22 protein-coding genes are annotated in these 23,061 nt (G+C 39.5%); 15 read left to right on the forward strand and 7 right to left on the reverse strand.

All coding sequences use genetic code 11. The annotated features are described in order from the left end of the window. Positions 1-23: 23 nt before the first annotated feature. Both BN1765_RS10185 and BN1765_RS10190 read left to right on the forward strand, forming a co-directional pair. On the forward strand, positions 24-1,088 hold the full coding sequence (locus tag BN1765_RS10185) for a polysaccharide deacetylase family protein (protein ID WP_069203014.1): 1,065 nt from the start codon (positions 24-26) through the stop codon (positions 1,086-1,088). A gap of 954 nt (positions 1,089-2,042) precedes the next feature. After that, on the forward strand, positions 2,043-2,543 hold the full coding sequence (locus tag BN1765_RS10190) for a VanZ family protein (RefSeq protein ID WP_050615024.1): 501 nt from the start codon (positions 2,043-2,045) through the stop codon (positions 2,541-2,543). 201 nt (positions 2,544-2,744) lie between these two features. On the opposite strand, the gene tagU is transcribed toward BN1765_RS10190, so the two are convergent. Then, positions 2,745-3,692: a polyisoprenyl-teichoic acid--peptidoglycan teichoic acid transferase TagU gene (gene tagU, locus BN1765_RS10195; protein ID WP_050615025.1), complete on the reverse strand. Its 948-nt coding sequence runs from the start codon at positions 3,690-3,692 to the stop codon at positions 2,745-2,747. Positions 3,693-4,185: 493 nt separating this feature from the next. On the opposite strand from tagU, the gene BN1765_RS10200 reads away from it, so the two are divergent. Together BN1765_RS10200 and BN1765_RS10205 are read left to right on the forward strand one after the other, a co-directional pair. Further along, the gene (locus tag BN1765_RS10200; RefSeq protein WP_147554174.1) at positions 4,186-4,566 is read left to right on the forward strand and encodes a hypothetical protein; all 381 of its coding nucleotides are present in this window, start codon (positions 4,186-4,188) and stop codon (positions 4,564-4,566) included. A gap of 243 nt (positions 4,567-4,809) precedes the next feature. Beyond that, the gene (locus tag BN1765_RS10205) at positions 4,810-5,856 is read left to right on the forward strand and encodes an NAD(P)-dependent alcohol dehydrogenase (RefSeq protein WP_222705397.1); all 1,047 of its coding nucleotides are present in this window, start codon (positions 4,810-4,812) and stop codon (positions 5,854-5,856) included. A gap of 141 nt (positions 5,857-5,997) precedes the next feature. On the opposite strand, the gene BN1765_RS10210 is transcribed toward BN1765_RS10205, so the two are convergent. The 3 genes from BN1765_RS10210 to BN1765_RS10220 all read right to left on the reverse strand — a co-directional run bounded on the left by BN1765_RS10210 (position 5,998) and on the right by BN1765_RS10220 (position 8,279). Further along, entirely contained in the window at positions 5,998-6,486 is a 489-nt protein-coding gene (locus BN1765_RS10210; protein WP_050615027.1) for an NAD(P)/FAD-dependent oxidoreductase, read from the reverse strand. Between the two features lie 78 nt (positions 6,487-6,564). Continuing rightward, complete coding sequence (locus tag BN1765_RS10215) at positions 6,565-6,903, reverse strand: phage holin family protein (RefSeq protein WP_050615028.1); 339 nt, start codon at positions 6,901-6,903, stop codon at positions 6,565-6,567. Between the two features lie 311 nt (positions 6,904-7,214). Next, positions 7,215-8,279: a DUF3900 domain-containing protein gene (locus BN1765_RS10220; protein WP_050615029.1), complete on the reverse strand. Its 1,065-nt coding sequence runs from the start codon at positions 8,277-8,279 to the stop codon at positions 7,215-7,217. A gap of 193 nt (positions 8,280-8,472) precedes the next feature. Here BN1765_RS10220 and BN1765_RS10225 point away from each other — a divergent pair, with 193 nt between their 5' ends. The 4 genes from BN1765_RS10225 to BN1765_RS10240 all read left to right on the forward strand — a co-directional run bounded on the left by BN1765_RS10225 (position 8,473) and on the right by BN1765_RS10240 (position 11,381). Beyond that, complete coding sequence (locus BN1765_RS10225; RefSeq protein ID WP_050615030.1) at positions 8,473-8,823, forward strand: hypothetical protein; 351 nt, start codon at positions 8,473-8,475, stop codon at positions 8,821-8,823. Between the two features lie 73 nt (positions 8,824-8,896). Continuing rightward, complete coding sequence (locus BN1765_RS10230) at positions 8,897-9,541, forward strand: uracil-DNA glycosylase (RefSeq protein WP_050615031.1); 645 nt, start codon at positions 8,897-8,899, stop codon at positions 9,539-9,541. A 238-nt stretch (positions 9,542-9,779) separates the two neighbouring features. Continuing rightward, the gene (gene rraA, locus BN1765_RS10235; RefSeq protein WP_050615032.1) at positions 9,780-10,259 is read left to right on the forward strand and encodes a ribonuclease E activity regulator RraA; all 480 of its coding nucleotides are present in this window, start codon (positions 9,780-9,782) and stop codon (positions 10,257-10,259) included. 201 nt (positions 10,260-10,460) lie between these two features. Further along, positions 10,461-11,381 (forward strand): MBL fold metallo-hydrolase, encoded by a 921-nt coding sequence (locus tag BN1765_RS10240; protein WP_050615033.1) that lies wholly within the window; start codon positions 10,461-10,463, stop codon positions 11,379-11,381. Positions 11,382-11,747: 366 nt separating this feature from the next. On the opposite strand, the gene BN1765_RS10245 is transcribed toward BN1765_RS10240, so the two are convergent. Next, positions 11,748-13,412 (reverse strand): FAD-dependent oxidoreductase, encoded by a 1,665-nt coding sequence (locus tag BN1765_RS10245; RefSeq protein ID WP_050615034.1) that lies wholly within the window; start codon positions 13,410-13,412, stop codon positions 11,748-11,750. A gap of 430 nt (positions 13,413-13,842) precedes the next feature. On the opposite strand from BN1765_RS10245, the gene BN1765_RS20030 reads away from it, so the two are divergent. From BN1765_RS20030 to BN1765_RS10260, 4 genes are all read left to right on the forward strand, one after another. Then, a complete protein-coding gene (locus tag BN1765_RS20030) occupies positions 13,843-14,019 on the forward strand; it encodes a hypothetical protein (RefSeq protein WP_154666081.1) in 177 nt (58 codons plus the stop codon). A 130-nt stretch (positions 14,020-14,149) separates the two neighbouring features. After that, on the forward strand, positions 14,150-16,297 hold the full coding sequence (gene recQ, locus BN1765_RS10250) for a DNA helicase RecQ (RefSeq protein WP_050615035.1): 2,148 nt from the start codon (positions 14,150-14,152) through the stop codon (positions 16,295-16,297). Positions 16,298-16,498: 201 nt separating this feature from the next. Next, positions 16,499-16,849: a hypothetical protein gene (locus BN1765_RS10255; RefSeq protein ID WP_050615036.1), complete on the forward strand. Its 351-nt coding sequence runs from the start codon at positions 16,499-16,501 to the stop codon at positions 16,847-16,849. Between the two features lie 61 nt (positions 16,850-16,910). Then, positions 16,911-17,876, forward strand: a complete 966-nt coding sequence (locus BN1765_RS10260; RefSeq protein ID WP_050615037.1) for an aromatic acid exporter family protein — start codon at positions 16,911-16,913, stop codon at positions 17,874-17,876. Positions 17,877-18,002: 126 nt separating this feature from the next. On the opposite strand, the gene BN1765_RS10265 is transcribed toward BN1765_RS10260, so the two are convergent. Continuing rightward, positions 18,003-18,356 carry a potassium channel family protein gene (locus BN1765_RS10265; protein WP_050615038.1) on the reverse strand — a complete coding sequence of 118 codons (354 nt, stop codon included), beginning with the start codon at positions 18,354-18,356 and terminating at the stop codon, positions 18,003-18,005. 24 nt (positions 18,357-18,380) lie between these two features. Next, the gene (locus tag BN1765_RS10270) at positions 18,381-19,274 is read right to left on the reverse strand and encodes a TetR/AcrR family transcriptional regulator (RefSeq protein WP_050615039.1); all 894 of its coding nucleotides are present in this window, start codon (positions 19,272-19,274) and stop codon (positions 18,381-18,383) included. A gap of 195 nt (positions 19,275-19,469) precedes the next feature. On the opposite strand from BN1765_RS10270, the gene BN1765_RS10275 reads away from it, so the two are divergent. From BN1765_RS10275 to BN1765_RS10285, 3 genes are all read left to right on the forward strand, one after another. Then, complete coding sequence (locus BN1765_RS10275) at positions 19,470-20,963, forward strand: MDR family MFS transporter (RefSeq protein ID WP_050615040.1); 1,494 nt, start codon at positions 19,470-19,472, stop codon at positions 20,961-20,963. 463 nt (positions 20,964-21,426) lie between these two features. Further along, complete coding sequence (locus BN1765_RS10280) at positions 21,427-21,924, forward strand: acyl-CoA thioesterase (protein ID WP_050615041.1); 498 nt, start codon at positions 21,427-21,429, stop codon at positions 21,922-21,924. 889 nt (positions 21,925-22,813) lie between these two features. After that, complete coding sequence (locus BN1765_RS10285) at positions 22,814-23,020, forward strand: hypothetical protein (RefSeq protein ID WP_050615042.1); 207 nt, start codon at positions 22,814-22,816, stop codon at positions 23,018-23,020. Positions 23,021-23,061: the final 41 nt, after the last annotated feature.

Consider the following 23,061-nt stretch of genomic DNA (forward strand, 5'->3'; position numbering starts at 1 on the left):
AATTTTACTTCAGGAATTTGAAAATGAAAAAGAGGAGAGAAAGCATAGTGGATCACGGAGCAATGATCATCTCGCTAGACTGTGAATTATACTGGGGAATACATGATGTCATGGACATTGCGGATTACCAAAATAACCTGCTGGGAGTCCGTCAAGTCGTACCACGAATGCTTGATCTATTTAAAAGTCTGGATATCCATGTAACTTGGGCGACGGTTGGTTTTTTGTTTTACAGCGACAAGCAAAAACTGCTAGCCAATTTGCCGGATAAGAAACCTGGATACTCCGACAAAGGATTGTCCCCTTATCCGAAAATAAAGAATATCGGAGAGGGTGAAACGACTGATCCTTTCCATTATGCTTCTTCTTTAATTGATATAATAAAGAAAGTCCCTTTTCAAGAAATCGGCACGCATACATTTTCCCATTATTATTGTTTGGAAGAAGGGCAAAATGGCGATGATTTCGAAGCAGACTTAAAAGCGGCTGTTCATGCAGGAGTCCATAAAGACGTTAATATTAAATCAATTGTATTCCCAAGAAACCAGATCAATGAGCAGTATCTACATATATGCCAAAAGCACGGATTGTCGACTTACCGTGGAAACGAGCAATCATTTTTATACAATCCTGATTGTCATAAAAAAAATCAATCAGTATATAAAAGAGCCCTTCGGTTGCTGGATACATATATTAATATTACTGGAGACCATATTTATTCATTAGAAGAGAAACATCAATTATCAGTGATTAATCTGCCATCCAGCAAATTCCTTCGACCATATAATCACCACCTAAGATGGGCTGAACCGTTAAAATTAAATCGCATTAAAAAGAGTATGACGAAAGCGGCTAAAGAAAAGAAAATCTATCATTTATGGTGGCATCCTCATAATTTTGGCATTCACATTGAAGAGAATTGCCGGTTATTAAAGAATATCTTAGAACATTTCAAAGAACTTCAGCATAAATATGGAATGCAATCGATGAATATGGGAGAAGTAGGATCTTTCATTAATGATGCCCATAATAAAAGTGATGGGGAGTTGCTTCAGAATACCCATGTTAAGAAAAACTATATTATCTGAACGAACGGAGCTAAAAAAGCAGATAACTGATGTAACTACTATAGTGAATGCTAATGGGTGTCCAATAACAAGTTAGGCATTATCACCTTAGGGGAATTTTAAGATAGGTTATTAAGACATAAAGAGACTTTCATAAAAGTAAAGCATTATAGAAATTTTTTGCAATCAAGAAGCTGCTATTCCTTAAACTTACATACTTATCCAAACTGATAGGGACGGTTAAAAGAAGAAAACATTTTTATAGACAATTAATGGTGATTACTTAATCAACTCAAGCTGTGATTAAGTAAATTAATAATAATGATATAAAAAAGAGTGGAAGCTCCCACTCTTTTTTACGTTGAAAATAATAGTGAGACTCCTAATCAATCAGAATAGGGTTTTTTTGATTCCACAAATTTTATTTATGTGTTAAAACGTTTTATCGTAGTAATCTCTACGGTGAATACGCAACCTATTTTATACGTTAAACTTACCATGCACTCTACTGTGCTTGATTTTAATTTGGTGCGTAGGGGTTGCTAGAACGAAGGAAATTTTACGTGACAGATGTTTTTCCTGGCATAACCCTGTATCTTTCGTTTTGAAGGAACAACTTACAACTATAGTAGTATAGCGTGATTGTTCTGATAAATGAACCATTTATGCTTGCACCTACCGATATTTACTTCTTGCCTATCGTTGGGATATAGTCTGAACACAATTGAAGAGGGAATCTTCTGTCGTAAAATGAAAAAAATGCTGATCAATCCAAAAGTAAACGAAGTGGTATTTTCCAAGATAGAGGACAATATCATTATATTTATATACTTTTAGCTAAATATATAATATTATATAAATTGTAAATGAAGAGCAATTGGATATGTAGGAGGTTTTCTGAATATTTACTATTGTGTTTCTCCAGAAGTCTTGAATGATTTAAGTAACAACGAGTGGAGGCAGTTGTGTTAAGACATGAAGAAGCATAGAAATTGGCTATTTATAATAGGAGTCTTACTTGTCATGGGGGTGATTTTTTATTCGTCATCTCAACCCTACGGTGATCAGGATATGCGGTCAGAAATAGGGCAAGTGTTTAACCGGCCGTTTTGGGAAAAGGCTTTGTCTTTCATTTCATTTACATATGCAGGCAGTGAAGTGAGTGTCGAGGCAATAGGGGTACCGGGTGTGATTGAATTCTTTATGCGCAAGTTTGCCCATTTGTTTGTATTCTTCTGTCTCGGTTTCTTTACGGTTGGTTCCTTAAAGCTTTTATGGAAAACGGCTAGATTTATTGGCCTTTATGCCTTTTTATTTGTTGTTTTGTATGCATCTCTTGATGAATTGCATCAGTACTTTACAGGAGACCGCACACCGCTCGTGCAGGATGTCATGATTGATAGTGTAGGAGGAGCACTTGGTATTTTCTTCTTTCTTCGGATAATCCAAAGGAGCAATAGTCGGAAGCAAGATTAGACAGTTTCGTTAAGACTTCGATGACCTGAGTTCAGTATTCGACTGGGTTCAGGTCTTTTTTCTATGCGTGTATGATTATAGGTCTCAGCTATATCGCGAAAACTTTAACTTTTATTCAGATTCGATAGACAGAGCTTTATTTATACATAAAATGTCCCCTTTAAAAACAGTTGTCTATCTTTAAAGGGGGCATTCACTTTTTTAATCTATATCCAAATGTTCCTGTAATTCCTTATGAAGCCGCGCTTTCTCTTGATCAGAAACTAAATAATAATAAATTTTGTTTATTTTGGTTCCTTCTCCTTCGACGGACATTTCTTCAATTTTTCCTGTTGCGTCCCTGTAATTTTTTTGGATATCCATCATTTCATCAAAAGAGAGATTGGTTTGGATATTGCTTCCTAGTGAATTGAAGATTTCACGGTAATTTGTTAGAGAAGAAAGGCTTGCCCCTTTTGAAAGGATGCCTTCAATAATTTGCCGTTGGCGAGCTTGTCTTCCAAAATCTCCTCGTGGATCCTCGTATCTCATTCTAGTGTATTTTAACGCTTCATCTCCGTCCAAGGTGATTGTTCCTTTTTTGAAGTGGGAGCCGTCTATAGTGAAATCCAAATCATTCTGAACGGTGATTCCGCCGACTGCGTCGACGATTTCCTTGAAGCTTTCCATATTGATTTTGATATAGTAGTCAATCGGGATGTCCAGGAAGTTTTCTACTGTATCCATCGCCATTTCTGCTCCACCGAATGCATAGGCATGATTGATTTTATCTTGTTTATTCTTGCCGATGATTTCTGTCCGTGTATCGCGCGGGATGCTGAGCATTTTTACCGACTTTTCATTCGGATTCACCGTCAGGACGATAATTGAATCTGATCGGCCTGAGTCGTTTTTCCGTTCATCGACCCCTAATAATAAAACGGAAAATGGTTCTTTTTCCGTAAGTGTAACTGTATCATTCCGTTTATCGGATGTCCGGTCTAAGGGCGTATACATAGAATCGACGGATTTAGAAAGTGAATGCCATATCGAATAGGCCCAACTGCCTCCTATAAGAATCAGCAATCCAACAACAATGCCTGTAACCTTTAACCAAGTCCTCTTCTTTTTTTTACGCTTTTTTTTCTTAGTTCTATTAAGTTCATCCATTGATCTAGTTCCTCTCTTTACAAGTGCTGTACAGTATAATTATAGGAAAGAGGATATAATATGTATATATGAATTGTGAAGAAAAAAAGGAAAGTTTAGTATTTTGTTCTTAATATAAAGGGAAAATTTGGTTGAATTCTTAGTGGTATGTAGGAAGAGATCATTATATTTATTTTAAGTTTTGAATATTTTATAAACGAAATGGATACCAAATTGAGAGTGGAAGGTTAGAAGGATTCGAGTGATAACTGTATATTTGCTTTCCACTCCTTTTTTCGGAAATGGACAGATTAGTTATGCGGGGTTAAGTGATGCAGCTTTAAGAGTTAAAAAATATATTTGACGCATTCGTCTTTGCTTTACACTTATGCAGCAGCGATGCTTAAAACAAAATGGGATTATATTTAGTAAAAAAAAGGGGAAAACGTTGCAAGAATTATCTATATGTAAAATTTTGTATTTTGTGATATATTGGTCTAAAAGGACTCTGATTATGAAATCAAAAATGGTGATATCTTTCATTACATTCATAATGTTTGGTATTATATTGATTTTTATGTACAATGAAATACCTGTCAATAGTGTAAGCAGTGAAGGTTATTCTCTTACTAAGGAGCAAAAACAAAGCTTACAAGAAGAAGCATATGGGAATCTTCCGGATCCTTATAAAAGTCGAATTATAAACAAAGTAAGCCCAGAAGTCATTTTCTTTAAATCGGGGAGTAATTTTTATATAGACAATGTTGAAAGAATGAACATAAAACAAATTCATACTATTTTGGTGAGATTTCAAACAAGTGAACATAAGTTTTTAGATGTTTACTTAGATGAAAAAGGTAGTAAGATGATTGGTTATAAACTAGAAGAAAAATAGCTGTATGACTAAAAGGTAGATTTTATAAACATATGAAAAAGAGATGATTAATAACGGGTACCTGTAGGTAGGACACTTTGAAAAGGAGTGTTCTACCTACAGTTTTTTTATTAAAATGACAGATAGGTTGATGATTGAACGGTCTGGAAAATAAGTGAAAATGCTTACATTTTGTTATTTTAAGAAAATTTCTTTAAAATAAATATATAAATAGTTTTCTATTAATGCAAAGGGGGTTTTACAATGAAAAAAATGAAGGCGTATCGAATGGTAGAATGGGGACAAGATCCTCAATTTGTAGAATTAGAAGTCCCACAACCAAAAAGAGGAGAGATTCTTGTTAAGGTTGCCGGGAACGGATTATGCCACTCGGATATCGGGATGAGAACCATGAGTAAAGAAATTGGTGAAGCCATTGGTTGGCAAATGCCTTTTACTCTTGGGCATGAAATTGGAGGATATATTGAAGAAGTTGGTGAGGGTGTTAGAGGGTTTGAAAAAGGAGAAGCTGTAGCCCTTTCAAGTTCTGCTTTCTGTGGCGAGTGCGAATACTGCATGAAGGGGTTAACTAATAATTGCGACCATGGATTGGCGGGCCGTGGCTACGGAAGAGATGGAGGGTTAGCTGATTATGTCTTAGTAACAAATACTAAGCATATTATTAAACTTCACTCTCTCGATCCTATAAAAGCGGGACCACTAACAGACGCAGGAGCAACTTCTTATCATGCTGTAAAACGGGTATTGCCTAAATTAGTTCCAGGATCAAGTGTGATTGTCATTGGAGCTGGTGGATTGGGTAGTTATGCGATACAGTTTATATCTGCTATGAGTTCAGCAAACATAATAGCAGTGGATATGAATGAAAATCGGTTGAAAGTTGCAAAAGAGCTCGGCGCAGATTTTGCCGTACAAGGTGTTAACGAATCTACCTTGTCAGAAGTAATGGATCTAACAAATGGTCGCGGAGTAGAGGCAGTTTTAGATTTCGCAGGCTTTGATTCAACCATTGAATTTGCATTAAAGGTTGTCCGGAAATGCGGCTCATATGGACTGGTCGGAGCTGGCCATGGGACAAACAAGCAACCTTGGTATGGCAGTTTTCCGCTTGATGCTGAAGTGTTCAATTTTCAAGGGGGATCTTACACGGATGCTAAAGAAGTAATTGCTTTAGCAGAATCCGGTTTAATTAAAGTAGAAGTTGATCTATTCCCATTTGAGGATATTGAAAAAGCATATGAACAAATGGAAAAAGGTCAACTGAAAGGTAGAGCCGTTATCCAACCTTAACTATAAGATAGTGTGCCGATATTATTTGTCGGCGCACTAAAAAATCTTGCTGCTATCTGAATAATAGAGAATGCAGTAAAGATAGATAAAAAAGTGCTGGCTCATAAGTTTTACAAGAACTTATGGAGGTGCACTTTTTTATTAATCTTTCACCATATAACTTAAATCGCTTGCTGGAGATGTATAGGCAAATAATAGGTCATTCAGGTAGCTAGCCTTCAAGCCAGCTTTCATCATGAAGGCGATATAGTTCACCATGACATCCGCTTCTTCGCTTAAGAAAGAAGCGCCGGCGATTTGCTGCGTATCTTTCTTAAGGATGACTTTGGCTTGGGCAGTTGGTTCGTTTGTCCGGCGGTACGTATACCATTTGGTTGTATCGATTTTATTGATTTGATATAGATCTGGCCTTTCTGCTGCTTCCTTGCTGCTTATGCCGATTTGTGCCAATTTAGGGCTGGTAAAAACGGCGCTTGGAATAGCAGGATAATGGATTTTCTTACAGTTCTTGTGCAAAATATTTTCAATGACGGCATCAGCTTCGAGTCTCGCAACAGGTGTAAGCAGTAGGCCGCAGCTATCCGCAGCATCGCCGCAAGCATAAATGTGGCCTGATCCAACAGTTTGCATGTATTCATTGACCTATTCAGTGCTGCACCTCAAAGGTTAGAGTAAACAACGAACCTTTGGGTGTTTTTGTCTAAAGTATTATTCTTTTTCTATAGATGCGAACATACTTTGTCCAAGGCTGAATAGGATGGAAGCAAATAACGTCGTGAAAAATCCTTCGATATGAAATCCTGACACAAATTGAGAGGAGAGATAAAAAACAAAGGCATTGATTAAAAAAGAGAACAGTCCTAATGTCAATAGCGTGATAGGGAGACTAATTATATATAGAATCGGTTTCACTAGTATGTTTAAAATGCTAAGGATTATAATGAAGAGCAATGCTGTTCCATATCCCTCTATCCACATTCCATCAAATAGCCAATCAATTCCCAGCAATAAAAAGCCATTGACAAAAAATCGTAATATAAACCCCATGATCAAAAACTCCTTCTGGCAAACTTTCTTAATTAAGCGTATCAACATTATTATAGTATGTGCAAGTTATGAATTGGCAGCAAAGAAAAATAATTCACGTTTACTATTTTTTCGTGAATTAAATGCATTAATCCTGTTTTAAAAGTGTAAAACCAGCGAATTATTTTCCACTGGTTTTAATTAAGTGTATTATTTGGGCACTAATAGAGGTGAAAATCTTTGTTATTCCAAAACTTTTTCATTCAATGGAGCGGTCACATTTTTTGTCGCTAGTTGATGCCAAATCCTTAAAAAATAAGTTTTTCTAATACTCACTCCACTGGATTTCGATCCTTAATACGTTCAATCACAACATCCAGTTCATCTGGCTTCAAAAACTCAATCGGACTAGCAGTCTTCTCGAATGTAATCGTATCGGATTCAATAATTGTTACGTACTTCCCATTCAGTTTTGCTACATGAACAGTTTCGCCGAAGTCTGATAACATCCCATTCACACCGACGTGGCCAAGCTTCATTCTCAGCTCCAAATCAGGTGTGATTTCCACCAAAGATGCAGTTGCTTCCACGATTTGATGGGTGTCCAGCTGCTCTTTGATTTCCCGCTTCTCACTGACACTCCATACTTCCATTTCCTGCTCAAATTGCTTGAACTCTTCACTTTCATCTTCCAAAGACTCTAAAATGGTTTCAGTCACCATTTCCATCACTTGATTTTTCATGATTTCCGGCATTGGTTCATTATAGTCAACAAACTTCAGGAAGTCCTCAAAGTATTTGGCATGTGAGGATTGATGGATTTTCAGTTCCGTCTCTTCGACCATGCCTTCTTCCGGCATATATGGATACATGATCGATTTCATGTTTTTGGTGGTGATGGCCATCTCCACGTTGCGAATCAGAGTCCGTTCATCAGAGATGGAAGCGACTTTGGGCTCAAAATCACATTTTAATAGGAAAAGAAATGGTTCATCAAAATACTTGTTAAGCTTGGCAGTCAATATGATGAATGCCCCGCCACGGACTGCACTTGTATCCATATATAGCTGGACGAATTGTTCAGCCTGTTCATGGAATTGTTCCTTATTTTCTGCGAAGCATGTTTTATTGAAAAGAACAAAATTTGGATTCGAAGTGGCATCAAAACCTTCTTGGACGATGAAGTATCCTAATTTGGTCGGCACATTTTCACCTTTTGGATGCTTTTCGACTTTCCGTTTGGCGATTTTTTTTAATTCTCCGCCTAGAAAATCGCTGAGAGGGCTTTGAAGATATTCTTCGCTCTCCATTGTCTGGAAGTGTTTTGCTTTTTTAGAACCTTCTTCGCCTTCATCCTGGATGACGTAGAAGGATGCATATATAATATCAAAATCCATATCTATTTAACCCCTAATCTTTTAGTTACTCTCTGAAGTATAGTAAGAAGAGTAGCCATCCGTCAATCGCAGCATTGTATTAGAATATTCACAATAGAAAGAAACTGCTATATAATAAGAAAATAGTTCAATCAGATTAAGACAGAATGCCCCGGCTGCTTTAAAGAGCGCTTGCGAGTAAAGGAGTCCTAGCATGACAGAGAAGTATACCATCCACATAAATAAGATGGAGAAAAAAGTAGAAGTGGCCATATTGGGCTATATCGATGAGGAAACGGCATATGCATTCATAAAGGAATATCAGGAGAAAGCAGCTACTATAAAAACAGCTAAGTACACGTTGTTGCTTGATTGCAGGAAGATGGAGTTCTTGCCTGAAATCTCCGCGGTTCTCCTTAAGGATGTCTATCAATTATATAAAGAAGATAATTATGCAAAAGTGATTTTCATTATGAAATTATTGGGGAACACTATGCTGAATATGCAGATCATGCAGGTGGCTAGAAAAGCGAAGTTTACCTCCTATGAAATCCAAATGGACTGACAATGGTTTTGACTTTGCCTTGTAATGGGAAGAGTATAGGGTAAATAAGAATCGATGTAGGAGAGGTTAATTCATGAGACTTCCTGAAGAACTGGCGGAGTTAGGCAAAAAACGGATAGAAGGAAACGCTGTCGAAGGATTCGTTTATGGCGAAGGCCCCGATCAGCCGGTATTTATGCTCGTCGGTGAAGCGCCTGGAGAAACAGAAATCCATACGGGCGTCCCGTTCAGCGGGCGAGCAGGTAAAAAATTGATGGAGTTCATAGCTGGTTTGGGGCTAGTCAGGGAAGATGTCTTCATCACAAGCGCCGTCAGAAGCCGTCCATACAAGTGGCGCAAGAAGAAGGAAAGGGACGGCTCTGAGGGCAAAAAAAAATACAATCGCGCCCCGACCAGCAAAGAAATAATAGCCCATGCCCCTTTGCTGGATTATGAAGTCCAACATGTGGATGCCCCGTTGATCGTCACATTGGGAAATGTCGGTTTGAAACGGTTGGTGGGCAATGAACATAGCATTACGAAAGATCATGGTTCGTTTCTTTATCAATCTGTGCAGGAATGGGACGGGGAAGATGGATACCGATGGTCAGAGAAAAAATATACGATATTCCCTACTTTTCATCCGGCATCTATCTTTTATAACCCTAAACTGAAGGAAATGATTGAAAATGACCAGCACCTGTTAAAGCAATGGTTGCAGGAACACTCCCTTCGTTAAAGGAATACTTGGCTGTACGCTTTTTCTTCGCTGGAAAACGCTGGCACAAAAGAAGTGGTATAATAAAGTGAAGCTTTAATCGGCGGGGGGATTGATTTCCCTTTTAATAGTAGTCGAACCAATCGAATTCTTATTGGCGCTTGATCTCCCATATATACTTTTTTGTTTTCACTTCTAAGGTGAAGTGGGCGTTTTAGCGCCAGTTAAGAATATACTTATCACGTAGGGAGGAAGGCACGTGAAAACGGCAGATATTTGTGATCGTTACCCGGAAGAAGTATCCATTTGTGAAATAGAGTTTAAAAGCTTCGGCAAGCGGCACCAATTTTCCGGACCCATGCAAACAGTACGGCTCTTTGAAGATAATGTCCTCGTGAAAGAAGCGATCCAACAGGCGCCGGCTGGAAGTGTACTGGTGGTTGATGGCGGCGGCAGCAAGAATTGTGCGCTTATGGGCGACCAATTAGCTGAACTGGCATTGGAGAGGGGATTGGCCGGTGTTATCATTTACGGCTGTGTGAGAGATGCAAGTGCGTTATCGAGCATGGATCTTGGTGTATTTGCAATCGGCACCCATCCTAAAAAGAGTAATAAAGAAGGAAAAGGGCGCCGGGACATCGGGTTATTCTTCGGAGGGATCGAATGGCATCCGGGGGATTTCGTATATTGTGATGAAGATGGTGTATTAACCACTAAGAAGGATATCGAAGTTGGATAAGTGAAAAAGAGCAGCAATTGATTCTTGCTGTTCTTTTTTCTCGTATTTTTTACAATTGTCTGCGGGAACAGGGAAAATAAGGATAAAACAAAGCTTTAATCGGCGGCGATTTTGCCGATAATGGTTGAATGAACTTCTTGTTGGCGCTCGATCTTCGACTTGGGTGCTAGTTAAAAAGGATAAAACTGGCAGGTGATTGCGTTGAGAAAAAGATACTATAATTACGACCGGATCAAATCTCAAAGTACGTTAAGAGATACACGCCGATGGCAGAAGGAAAGAAGAAAAAAAATAAAGGATTTAAGCATTCGTATTCCACAATCATCCAAAAAAGAAGCCCAAGCATTAAGAAGGAACAGAAGCGATTTTTCTATTACTTGGATTGGGCACTCCACCTTTTTAATTCAGGCAGACGGAGCCAATATTTTGACGGATCCAGTTTGGGCAAACTGGATGGGATATGAAAGAAGGGAGACCGAGCCAGGTTTGCCTATTGAGGAGCTGCCGGATATTGATTATGTGCTTCTATCGCATAATCATTATGACCATCTCCATTACGGCAGCCTGAGAAAACTAAAGGGGAATATCACCTACTTGGTACCCCATGGCATGAAGAATGCTTTTAGGCGGAAAGGGTTTACACCGGTGATCGAAGCAGAATGGTGGGATACCTATAAGATCGGGTCGCTTGCGTTTTCTTTTGTCCCCGCCCAGCACTGGACCAGAAGAGGATTGACTGATGCCAATACATCCCATTGGGGAGGCTGGGTTATTCAATCTTCGCAGCAGACGGTGTATTTCGCCGGCGATTCTGCGTATTTTAGAGGTTTTAAAGAAATTGGCGAAGCTTTTGATATCGATTATACACTGATGCCTATCGGAGCCTATGAACCGGAATGGATGATGGGCAATGCTCACCTGACACCCAAAGATGCGGTAATGGCTTTTATGGATACAAGAGGAAGGGTGATGGTTCCCATGCATTACGGGGCATACCGGCTGGCAGACGATACCGGTCCTGAGGCATTAGATCAGTTGTTTGAGGCGTGGGAACAGTTCGGGTTAGAAAAGGGGAAATTGGCTGTTTTAGCAATCGGGGAGACCCTATGGAATAAGGCATAATGGTTAGCGCTTAGTGCATACAAACTCAAAAAGGGCGTGCAACTAGCGCGCTTTTTTATGTGGCGCGTGGACATTGTCGATCATTGTAAAAAGGCGAAGGAACAACGAAAGGGAGCATTTTAGAGAGCGTAAATTTCCTTTTTCTATTCCAGTTAAACTATGTTCCTAATTATCAATAGTTAATTTAAAAATAAATATCCATTTATAAAAAGAAACACTTCCCAGGAAGCACTCCATACATTCTATAAACTATATCTCAGAACACCAACATTAAATGATAGTGTCGAAGATAATCAAACAAAAAAAGCGTGAAAACTTTGTGTTCTCAACGCTTTTTCGAACATTATATTCTTATATATGTTTCAGTCAATCCGTCTCATTTGTACAGTATTGTGCAGCAATATAGCCGAATGTCATGCCTGGTCCCAGAGTGGCTCCTGGACCAGGATAGGTTTCACCCATAATGGAAGCAGAGCAATTGCCTGCTGCGAAGACCCCTTTGATTGGACTGCCGTCTTTCTTCAAAATGCGAGCGCTTTCATCGATAACGACGCCTCCTTTGGTTCCGATATCGCCCGGATATACACGAAGCGCATAAAAAGGTCCTTTTTCCAGTGTATTCAAATTCGGATTAGGCATGGTTGGATCCCCGTAATAGCGTTCATATGGATTGTCTCCTCTTCCGAAATCTTCGTCTTTACCGTTCCGTGCGAAGGTGTTGAACCGATCAACGGTTTCTTTCAAGATTGCTGGTTGGATCCCTATCTCACTTGCCAGTGCTTCGACGGTTTCGCCGACTTTTACGATGCCGTGTTCAAAATACTCTTTCGGGAAATCTTGGCCTGGGAATTGGCCTCCGAAGAGATAGCGTTTTTTCGTCCTCTTATCGATGATCATCCAGGAAGGGATCGCCTTTCCACCTGTCTGATCGTTATGCTGGTACATGAGATCGACGAATTCGTGGTACGGAATCGCTTCGTTTAAATAGCGTTTGCCTTCCTGATCCACGATGATCATACTTGGAATGCCTCGTTCGGCCACCAAGAAGAAAGGGACTCCCTTGTGGTTAATGATGGATGGCGCTCCCCAAACACGATCCATCAGATCAAATGCAGCCTCTAATTTTTCGGCAGGCTGAATTAAGTCGCCCGTTTGTCCTTCAGGAGATGAAGTCCAAGCTTTTTCAGTTGGTTTAGGCAGGTATTTTTCCCGTTTTTTCTGGTCTCTTGAAAAACCGCCAGACCCTAGGATGACTCCTTTTCTCGCTTTCAGAAATTGTTCTTTTCCCTCTTTTTTCACTTTAATACCGACAACCCGGTCTTCTTCGATGATGAAATCCTCAAATGCTGTATTCAGCCAAAGTTGTCCGCCGGCTTCTTTATAAGATAGGGCAAACCGTGCGATCAAAGCAGTTCCCAAGGAAGAGAGATGGGAACCGGACAGTTTGGAACCAATCATGCGCATGCCTAACCGTAGGGAACGCATCTTGCCTTCCATTGTCCTGGTGATCATATTGACTTTATGGAAATCTTGTCCTGTCATTGTGAACCCTTTCGTGGACAAGGTTGGTTGTTTGAGATTGGTTTCCCATTCTTTCAGATTGCGCGTATCGAAAATCAGCGGTTCAATGGAACGGCCATGCGCTTTTCCTCCTGGCAAATGGGCATAGTAATCGGAATAATTGGTCGCGTAAGAAAAGCGCATATGATTCGTTTTTTCATAGAAATAGTCGAGCATTTCGATCCCTTTTTTGAGGTACGTTTCTTTCATAGAACGGGACGTACGGTCGCCGATGGTTGAGTCCATGTATTCCATGGCCTCTTCGAAGGAATCGGCGGCGCCTGCTTCGACGAGATACCGATTGTTTGGTATCCAAACCCCGCCGCCAGAAAGGGCAGAGGCGCCCCCGAATGTGCTTTCCTTTTCGATTAAAAGAGTTTCCAATCCTTCTAATGTAGCCGTCAATGCCGCAGAAAACCCTGCTGCGCCAGAACCAATCACCAATACATCATATTCTTTATCCCAATTCATTACTTAATCCCCCTTTATTTCTGATATATGTTACTAAAATACCAAAAAGATTGAAATTTGAAAAGTCTGAAAAATGTTTCCTATAAGCTTGAACAAGATGGAATGAACCCTTGTATACCGGTTGCTGCGTTTTCTAACGTTGGGAGTGCCATAAAACGAGGGAAAACGAATACATTATGCGAGTCGTTTTTGAAGTGATAATTAAGTCCTATCTAATGGTTCCTAGGCAAGCAAAAAGCGAAACTGTGTAAGCCCGCATTTTATATGTAGGATCTAGATTGATGGACCATTTTTCCTTTTGGAGCGGTTGTCTTAGTACCTGGCGTAAAAGAATAAATAGGTTGTTTAATGCGGTTAAGCAGGAGGTATAGATTGTAGAGTTATTAATACATAACGTCCTAATTACATAATATGAAAGGTTGATCGATTAATGAGAGAAAAACCATATCTTTTAATTTATAACCGCGGCGGAGAGCATGAAATTAAATGGTTCCGCACAGAACAGGAAATGGATCAATTTATTGATGAGAATAGCCCTCTAGATATTATAGAAGGGATTTTCCTAAGACAAGCTGAGACAATCCGTGGTTTCAAAGTGAGAAAATAAAAGAATAGCAAGTGAAAAAACGGCCTTTTTCGGCCGTTTTTTTGCTCATTCTCCTTTTTTCGAGATTCTCGCTTATCGTTCTATCTATGGTAGAATAAATGCATAAGTTTAAAATAAAGCGGGTGTATCAATGTTAGCAGAAGCACAGAAGCTATTGGCTCATTATTTTGGCTATGATGCTTTTAGAGAAGGCCAAGAGCAGGCCATAAAACAAGTTTTAGAAAGAAAAGATACATTATGCATTATGCCGACTGGGGGAGGGAAATCCCTTTGTTATCAAATCCCTTCATTGTTATTCGAAGGATTAACACTGGTTATTACCCCATTGATCTCACTTATGAAGGACCAAGTAGATGCCTTGCAGCAACTGGAGATCAAAGCGGCATATTTGAATAGTACCATGACGGTGCAGGAACAACGGGATATCTTAGAAGCCGTCCGGTACGGAGAATATAAATTATTATATTTGTCGCCGGAAAGACTGCAATCTTATGATTTTCAAAGCTTGCTTCCCTATTTGAATATTGATTTGGTGGCTGTCGATGAAGCTCATTGTATCTCGCAATGGGGACATGATTTCCGGCCAAGCTATGCACATATTTATCCGTTTATTGAACAATTGAACAATAAACCTACCGTATTAGCTTTAACAGCTACAGCAACGCCGCATGTGCAAAAAGATATTAGGGATTCTTTGCGTATACCTGATGCTAATAGTATCATGACTACTTTCAAACGGAAGAACCTCGCTTTTTCCGTCATGAAGGGTGAAAACCGGAATGTCTTCCTTCTGGATTTTCTGAAGAAGAATAAAGAAGAGACCGGCATTATTTATGTGGCTACGCGCAATAGCGGTGAAAATCTCCAAAAATGGCTTGAGAAGAAAGGGATCTCCACAGCCCTTTACCATGGCGGATTAACATCAAAGCAACGCCTCGAAGCCCAGGAGGCATTCTTGCATGATGAAGTCCATGTCATGATCGCTACCAATGCCTTTGGAATGGGTATAAATAAAAGCAACGTCCGGTTTGTGATCCATTACCAAATGCCTAAGAATCTGGAGAGCTATTACCAGGAAGCCGGAAGGGCAGGCAGGGACGGCGTGGATAGTGAGTGCATTCTCTTTTACAATCCCCAGGATGTTCAGGTGCAGAAATTTTTAATTCAGCAAGGCGATTCCGAATACGAACGAATCGAGCATGACTATGCCAATCTGCAAGTAATGGTTGATTATTGCCATACGGAAAGCTGCCTTCAGAATTTTATTGTCAATTATTTTGGTGAATTGGCAGGTTCTCCGTGCAACAGTTGCGGAAATTGCACCGACCAACGGAATGCAGTGGATATGACAAAAGAGGCCCAGATGGTCTTGTCGTGTATCATTCGGACAGGCCAAAGGTTCGGCAAGAACATGATTTCCCAGGTGCTAACAGGATCTAAAAATAAAAAGGTCCTGCAATTTCATTTTGATGAACTTTCCACTTATAATTTAATGAGTAAAGCAACCACCAAAGAAGTGAATGCATTTATCGATTACCTGATTGCTACAGAATTCATTACGATGAAGCAGGGTGAGTATCCTTATTTGGTTGTTTCCCCTAAAGGGATGGCCGTGTTAAAGAATGAGGAAGAGGTTTGGAAAAAAGAAACGGTGGCAGCTGCCCAAGTTTCCGCACAAAGTCCTTTATTTGAAAAATTGCGGGCGCTTCGCAAAGAACTTGCATCAAGGGAAGGCGTGCCTCCTTTTGTGATTTTTTCTGATCAAACATTGCATGATATGTGCCTTAAACTTCCTCAAACGGAAGCCGATTTTATGGATGTCAAAGGAATCGGCGAAGTGAAGATGAAAAAATTCGCCGCTGCTTTCCTGGAAGTCATCAAAGAAGATGGCGGGCAGGGGCAAGTTATGGATGAAACCCATGACATACCAAGAGCAAGCAATGAAACGAAAGTGGGGAGTCTGAAAGAAAAATCCCATCATATAACGTATCAACTCTTGCAGGAAGGGAAAAGCATTAAAGAAATCGCACAATTGCGTGATGTAAAAACAAGAACCATCGAACAGCATTTGTTCGTCTGCCATCAGGAAGGGCTAAAGATTGATTGGTCATCTTATATCCCGTCAGGTTGCGGAGAATTAATCGAACAGGCGCTTGAAAATACCGATGTTCAGCAAGAAGGGTTGAAAGCACTGCGTGAAAAGTTGCCTGAAGAAATAACGTATTTCATCATTAAGGCCTATCTGCTTGAACGCGAGAAAAAAGAAAATCCTATATAATAGAAGAAACAGGATTATGGACAGCAAAATTCTATATATAAGCCATATTCATGAAAATGGCTTATATATGCTAGTTAAATGAGGGTTTAATATATTAAAATAGTATAATAGAAGTCGCTACTTTGTTATGTCAACCATAATCATAGTTCAAATGAATATGTTAGTTCAAAAAAATAGTAATACTAAAAAAGGGATGCTGAAATGAAGAAATTAACACCTAAGAGCAGTATGATTATGTTTTTTCCGGCAATCATCATGATCATCTTGACGGTTCTGGCCGATCTGATGATTAAGAATGATGGAGGCAGTCAATGGGAAGGATTCTACAACGTTTGTTTGTTGGTGATCTTTCCGCTTATTTTCGCAGTCCAAGGTATATTCTCCTGTCTCTCCAAAGTGAAACTGATGCCAGCCGTACTGGTCAGTTTAGCGGTTTATGCCGTGTTGGCATTGATTTTCTTAGGGCCGGGAGCTTTGTTGTATCTTTTGTTTTATTTGGTCGCTGCGCTTGTCGGATATATGATGTTTTTCTTAATGGGAAAACTGAAGTAAGAAAAACCCCTGGGTCTATCATAATAAGTAGTGCTTGATCATGATTGAAGGGAAGTCTTGAATGTTTACAATTGGAACAAGAACGATTAAAACAGCCATTGGGGCAATGGTATCATTGGTCATTGCTCAATTGCTGGATTTAGATAATGCCAGTACAGCTTCCATTATCACTTTGCTAAGTGTGCAAAGCACGAAAAGGCAATCCGTCATTGTCGCTTTAAAACGTTTTTCAGCGGGGATTGCCGGCATTGCGCTTGCCGCCCTATTGTTTGAGGGGACTGCTTATACGCCTTTGACGATCGGATTGCTTTTATTCATTTATATTCCGTCTATGGCGAAGCTTGGATTTCAAGATGGGATTGTGCCTGGTTTCGTCATCATCATGCAAGTGTATATGCAAAAGCAATTGACAGTGGGTTTCATCGTGAATGAAGTCTTACTGATCGTGATTGGGATTATGATTGCTCTATTAGTGAATTTGTATATGCCAAGCACGGAAAATACGCTAAAGCGGCTTGCTAAAGAAACGGAAGAAAACATGAAGCTCCTGTTATTGCAGCTATCTCGTTTTATCCGTAAAAAAGAACCCATTTGGAACGATGAATTTGAGATTAAAACAGCTGAATGCATTAAAAATGGATTGCAGGTGGCAAAGAGGAGCGTAGAAAATACTTTTACGAAGAAGGAAAATTACTTTGACCGGTATTTCAAAATGCGTTCTCAGCAGGTGGACATTCTCCATCGGGCAATCCCCACCATCCTCCATTTGCCTTCTAAGTTCGAACAAAGTGATATGGTGGCGAACTTTCTTGAAGAGCTGAGCATATGCATGGCCCAGGATAATCCTGCTGTTGAATTGTTGGAGAATCTCCGCAAGCTGAAAGCCACTTTTGCTGAGATGGACTTGCCGAAAACACGGGAAGAATTTGAGACTAGAGCCGCTTTATTGATTTTGATTAATGAAATTGAACGGTTTATTCGTTTGAAGACCATTTTTTATGAGGAAGTTATCTCGAAAGGTGAATAACTGTAACGTTACACTTGCCCTATTCCTATAGAAGGAATAGGGCTTATTTTGTGAGTTGGTTTCTTGCAAGTTCAGTTGTGGTAAAGCTTATTGAGATATGAATTCAAATATAGTTAGGTTATTTTATCATTGTCTGTTTTCTTTTTTTAGATGAACATCTTCTTCATGTTTGATGATACTTTTGGCTAAATAAGCGATAAAGGTGAAAATCAACCCGATTCCAACGCAAACATACAGGATAGTGAATGATTTGCCGTATACCGTTTGCGGAGACAGATGGGGATCGCCGACAGTTGTGATGGTCATGATACTGAAATAAAAAGCATCAAATAACGTCATACCTTCAGCTTCGTGATAAAATAACGTCCCTGATAACAGGACTAATACCAATGTGTAGAAGAGCCTGCGGAATGCCTTATATTGCATGGACGAAAAAAATGATTTTAAAAACCGTTTTGCTGTTAAGATGAATGAAACCATGATTGCTAGCTCCTTAGAAACAATTTATTTGCGCTGTTTTTGTTTTTGGTACATATGGACAAATTGCAACAGCTCTAGTAAAAGCATGGACAGATCTGAAGGCAGGTCCGGTGTGGAAGTAAGAACTTTAGTGATATTGATGACCACATGGAGCCGAGGTTGTTCCTCCTTTAATTCCTTTTGGATAAAATGGAGCATTTCAGCCATTTCCGGTCCTTCGTTTTCGGTATCCTTCAGAAGCACAGCGATAAGGGTGCAAATTCTCTCAAGGATGTTAGAAGGGCAGTCCCAATATTGTTCACTGACGATTTTAGTGGAACTCTCAGAAAACAATATTTTTTTCTTTTCCTTAATGGCAGGCAGGGCACATTCCAGATAATACAGATTGAATTCGATAAATTCATCGACCGATTTTTTTTCTAAAGAAATCATTTCGGCTACACGTATTTGTTGATGGAGGCTGCCAATAAAGGCTGTGGCCAGGTCAAACGCATAATCATTGATTTCAGGGCCGTATACGTCAATGAACCGGTGGGCCAGCCAAGCAACTTCTTTTACACGTTCATCCGAAATCAGAACTTTAAGGTCTGCGTTATTCTCCAGAACCAATGCTTCATAAAGAGAGAATACTCTGTATTTCTTGAATAGCCTCATCTTAATGGCGATTTGCTCCTTCAGCAGTTGTTTGTCTTTCTTGCTGCCGGTTTTTGCAATGAATTGCCGCTCGATGGCAATCTCATTATTCACATGCTGAAGCAATGCGAGGACAAGATCTTTCTTACTGTGGAAGTAATTGTAGAAAGTACCCTTAGAGATGCCGGATGCATCAATGATATCCTGGACGGAAATGGAGTAATACCCTTTTTCGTTAAATAATTTTTGCGCACAATTAATGATTATTTCTTGTCTGTTTAACATATCAAAGACTCCTTTTGGACGGTCAGTATCATTTTATAATAAGTGTATAATTTTTAAAATTCAACTAAAGTGAACGATACAAATGGATTGACAATTAATAAAAGAAGAGTAAAATTCCATATTATACTGAACGTATAAAATCTATACGAATCGTTTTATAGAAAATTTCATATTAGCAAGAAAGGATGATTCTAATTGAGCTATTCACATGAGAATCCGAAAGATATCCATGGGAAACCATTTAATCGATCGTTATTGGTAGCGGTTATACTAGTAGGAGCTTTTGTTACCATCTTAAATCAGACATTGCTTTCCACGGCATTGCCAACCATAATGTCTGATTTAGATATTACGGCATCGACAGGGCAATGGTTAACAACAGCCTTCATGCTTGTTAATGGAATCATGATCCCATTAACAGCTCTGTTGATTAATAAAATCAACTCGAAAACCCTATTCTTAATTGCGATGGTTCTGTTTGCCATCGGTACAGTGTTTGCGGCTATTGCAGACAGTTTCGCAGTCTTATTGATCGGCCGCATTATCCAAGCGATGGGCGCCGGCATTATGATGCCTCTCTTGCAAACTATTTTCTTATTGATTTTCCCGGTTGAAAGACGGGGAGCTGCAATGGGGCTGGTCGGACTGGTAATCGCATTCGCTCCGGCTATTGGGCCAACGATTTCAGGATGGATTGTTGATACATGGGATTGGCATTATCTGTTCTTTATTGTGTTGCCAATCGCCGTACTGGATATTATCTTCGCTTTCTTTGCGATGAGAAATGTAGTCCCTCTTACAAAACCAAAAATTGATATTTTGTCTATTATCCTGTCTACAATCGGTTTTGGTTCTATCCTTTATGGATTTAGTTCTGCCGGTAATGACGGATGGTCAGATGGGGTCGTTATAGGGACATTACTAATCGGTGTACTTGGCATTGTTGCCTTTATTTGGAGACAATTAACGATGGCAAAACCAATGCTCGAATTCCGGGTGTTTAAATCACCAACTTATGCTTTAACAACCGCTATTGGTGCCATTTTGAATATGGCTATGCTTGGAGCGAGCATTATTCTTCCTATCTATATTCAGAGCATCCATGGCAAGAGTGCCTTGTTCTCAGGGCTGGTCCTATTGCCTGGCGCGATTTTGATGGGAGTCATGGGACCGATCACAGGGCGCATTTTTGATAAATTCGGCGCTCGTTGGCTAGCATTGACTGGTTTAACTATTTTGGTTGTTTCTACGATTCCATTTATGAATTTAGGTTTAGACACTAGCATGGGATGGATTGCCTTTATCTATGCAGCCCGATTCTTCGGTATTTCGATGGTCATGATGCCTCTGACCACAGCTGGGATCAATTCGTTGCCTAATTCATTGATCAGCCATGGTACTGCTGTAAATAACACATTAAGAACAGTTGCCGGCTCGGTCGGTACAGCCATTCTAGTTACAATCATGACAAATGTGACCGAGTCACACAGTCCGGATGCTTCTTTGGCAGTGACGAACAAAGCATCGTATATGAAGAAAATGGCTGACGCAGCAGTCGACGGGATCAATGGTTCCTTCATTTTTACATTTGTCCTTTGTATGCTTGCATTGTTAATGACATTCTTCCTGAAGGATCGCCGTAAAGTTGAAATAGCGGATCCAAAAGCAAAGAGTGTTTCTAAGCAGTAACACGAAAAACCCTTCACATAGCGTGGAGGGTTTTTGGTCGTTAGCAGGTGATTTCAGATTGTAGAGACATGTCCTGCATTTACCAGTTTTAAAGTGCGAAAGTTGGGGGAGAGGATATTGATAGGATTTTCGTCTTAACCTTTCATCCGGCACGTTGTGGTTTTCACTTGTATGTTTCTGCTATTTAGAGACTCTAGCTATGTGACCATTGGAAGTCCGTTTAGTTAGTCGGTAAATGAAGTATTTTGATATTTGCTGAGAATGATATGCATCTCCCTAAGCTCATTTAGTTGAAGAAATAGTAGAAATTATTGTACAATATAAAAGGATCACGAAGAATGACCAAAATAGGTTAATACGGACGAAAGTTGAATGGCCTCAGTTAAACAGAAAAAATGAAATTTTTGTTTAAAAATTGGTCGAGCAACTAAGATTATACGTAATGAAAGGGATGTAAATACTTATGTCAAAAGTTGAAACAGAAACATTAACACCAAAAAAAGTAAGCGAGTCTAAAGCAGAATTAGTCGATTTGGTTTTACCTCCTGACACAAACCACCACGGAACAATCTTTGGGGGTAAAGTTATGGCATATGCCGATAAAATTGCTGTTATCTCAGCGATGCGCCATTGCCGTAAGCCGGTTGTAACTGTACGAAGCGATTCATTCGAATTCCATGCACCAATCACAGCCGGGGATGCAATCTGCATTGAAGCAAGCGTTGTCTGCGCACATAGAACATCTATGGAAGTTTTCGTGAAAGTCCATTCTGAAGACTTGTTGACTGGCGAAACAAAAATGACTTCACAAGCACATCTAACAATGATTGCTGTGGATGAAAACAACAGACCTACTCCAGTTCCTCAAGTTATCCCAGAAACAGAAGAAGAAAAACAACATTACCAATTCGCAATGGAACGTTACGAAGCACGTAAAAGAGCACTTAAAGCTTCTAAATAATGCTGATTATAGATCAAAGCCCTTGCCTAGAGCGGGGCTTTTTTTCTGCAAAAATCTATGTTTTCACTCCCTTAAAATTATTCATACAGCTATCCTATCTTATATAATACAGTTTCTATCCTTTCAAATTCTGATTGGTTGCTTAAGTATTCCAATCGCTAGCCAATCCATTTCTCTAAGCGCCATACGCATTGTAAGCGCAAACAATATAAAATTATTTCAATATACTTTAGATAAAATGGAAAATGGAATTGACTGTGCTTTATCTTTGCTAACTGCCGTTTACGCTCCCATTTCAAGGTGAGGAAGGTAAGTGTGAACCCGTAGACGTTGGATGCTGGATGAAAACACCAACTGATTATCGTTTCGCTTATAGCGGCCGGAATCGAAAACCTATCTTCAATCGGCAGTGAACATTTATTGTTGCCGAAATACCTCATATTACTCTTGCTAAAGCATTGATAAATCAATCAATGACACATAGTTGTAAAGCGACACCGTATTCCAATTGGAGTGTAGTTCAAGAAATTGAGCGTTTAATCAGAAGTGAAACTGTTAAGGACATTGAGCCTGAATATGAATTCCATAAAGAAACTTGCATTTATACAATGAAAAATCCATTTGAAGATACCGACCTTTTTTACAAAAGGGGAAAAAGCAAAACAGGTACACAGAGATGGCAATGTAAAAAGTGCGGAAAAAGAACAAACATAATACCTACAAGAAGACAAACATCAACCTACCTTCAAAAAAGAAATGACATACTTCCTTTGTTCACAAAAGTACTGGTAAACAGAATGCCAGTATCCCGATCGATTGAAGTATTAGGGATTGGCGTAAAAACCTATTACAGTAATTAGAGTGGGTATATCGAAGGTGCTTGGAATTCTTGGAACGACACGAACAAAAATCAATCCAAAACAAATCATTTGGAACAGTTTGGATTAATACGGAAAAGATGATTTATTATTTGAATATTGTTCGTAAAAAGGGAATGGGCGGAGAGAAGTATGATGATGTAGAAGATTCAACCTTTCCTACCCATATTATTGTTTCTGCTGTTGTTTTTCACGATATGTATTTAGAGCTGATGTAGCTTATGATTGAGATGTTCGTTTAGAAGATATAATGTTGGAT

Origin of the sequence: Bacillus testis, assembly GCF_001243895.1 — a bacterium.
Taxonomy (GTDB): Bacteria; Bacillota; Bacilli; order Bacillales; family DSM-1321; genus Bacillus_AD; species Bacillus_AD testis.

Coding starts and splice junctions, on each gene's coding strand:
- BN1765_RS10185 (WP_069203014.1), top strand. CDS start 24: ATGAAAAAGAGGAGAGAAAGCATAGTGGATCACGGAGCAATGATCATC.
- BN1765_RS10190 (WP_050615024.1), top strand. CDS start 2,043: ATGAAGAAGCATAGAAATTGGCTATTTATAATAGGAGTCTTACTTGTC.
- tagU (WP_050615025.1), bottom strand. CDS start 3,692: ATGGATGAACTTAATAGAACTAAGAAAAAAAAGCGTAAAAAAAAGAAG.
- BN1765_RS10200 (WP_147554174.1), top strand. CDS start 4,186: ATGAAATCAAAAATGGTGATATCTTTCATTACATTCATAATGTTTGGT.
- BN1765_RS10205 (WP_222705397.1), top strand. CDS start 4,810: ATGAAAAAAATGAAGGCGTATCGAATGGTAGAATGGGGACAAGATCCT.
- BN1765_RS10210 (WP_050615027.1), bottom strand. CDS start 6,486: ATGCAAACTGTTGGATCAGGCCACATTTATGCTTGCGGCGATGCTGCG.
- BN1765_RS10215 (WP_050615028.1), bottom strand. CDS start 6,903: ATGGGGTTTATATTACGATTTTTTGTCAATGGCTTTTTATTGCTGGGA.
- BN1765_RS10220 (WP_050615029.1), bottom strand. CDS start 8,279: ATGGATTTTGATATTATATATGCATCCTTCTACGTCATCCAGGATGAA.
- BN1765_RS10225 (WP_050615030.1), top strand. CDS start 8,473: ATGACAGAGAAGTATACCATCCACATAAATAAGATGGAGAAAAAAGTA.
- BN1765_RS10230 (WP_050615031.1), top strand. CDS start 8,897: ATGAGACTTCCTGAAGAACTGGCGGAGTTAGGCAAAAAACGGATAGAA.
- BN1765_RS10245 (WP_050615034.1), bottom strand. CDS start 13,412: ATGAATTGGGATAAAGAATATGATGTATTGGTGATTGGTTCTGGCGCA.
- BN1765_RS20030 (WP_154666081.1), top strand. CDS start 13,843: ATGAGAGAAAAACCATATCTTTTAATTTATAACCGCGGCGGAGAGCAT.
- recQ (WP_050615035.1), top strand. CDS start 14,150: ATGTTAGCAGAAGCACAGAAGCTATTGGCTCATTATTTTGGCTATGAT.
- BN1765_RS10255 (WP_050615036.1), top strand. CDS start 16,499: ATGAAGAAATTAACACCTAAGAGCAGTATGATTATGTTTTTTCCGGCA.
- BN1765_RS10260 (WP_050615037.1), top strand. CDS start 16,911: ATGTTTACAATTGGAACAAGAACGATTAAAACAGCCATTGGGGCAATG.
- BN1765_RS10265 (WP_050615038.1), bottom strand. CDS start 18,356: ATGGTTTCATTCATCTTAACAGCAAAACGGTTTTTAAAATCATTTTTT.
- BN1765_RS10270 (WP_050615039.1), bottom strand. CDS start 19,274: ATGTTAAACAGACAAGAAATAATCATTAATTGTGCGCAAAAATTATTT.
- BN1765_RS10280 (WP_050615041.1), top strand. CDS start 21,427: ATGTCAAAAGTTGAAACAGAAACATTAACACCAAAAAAAGTAAGCGAG.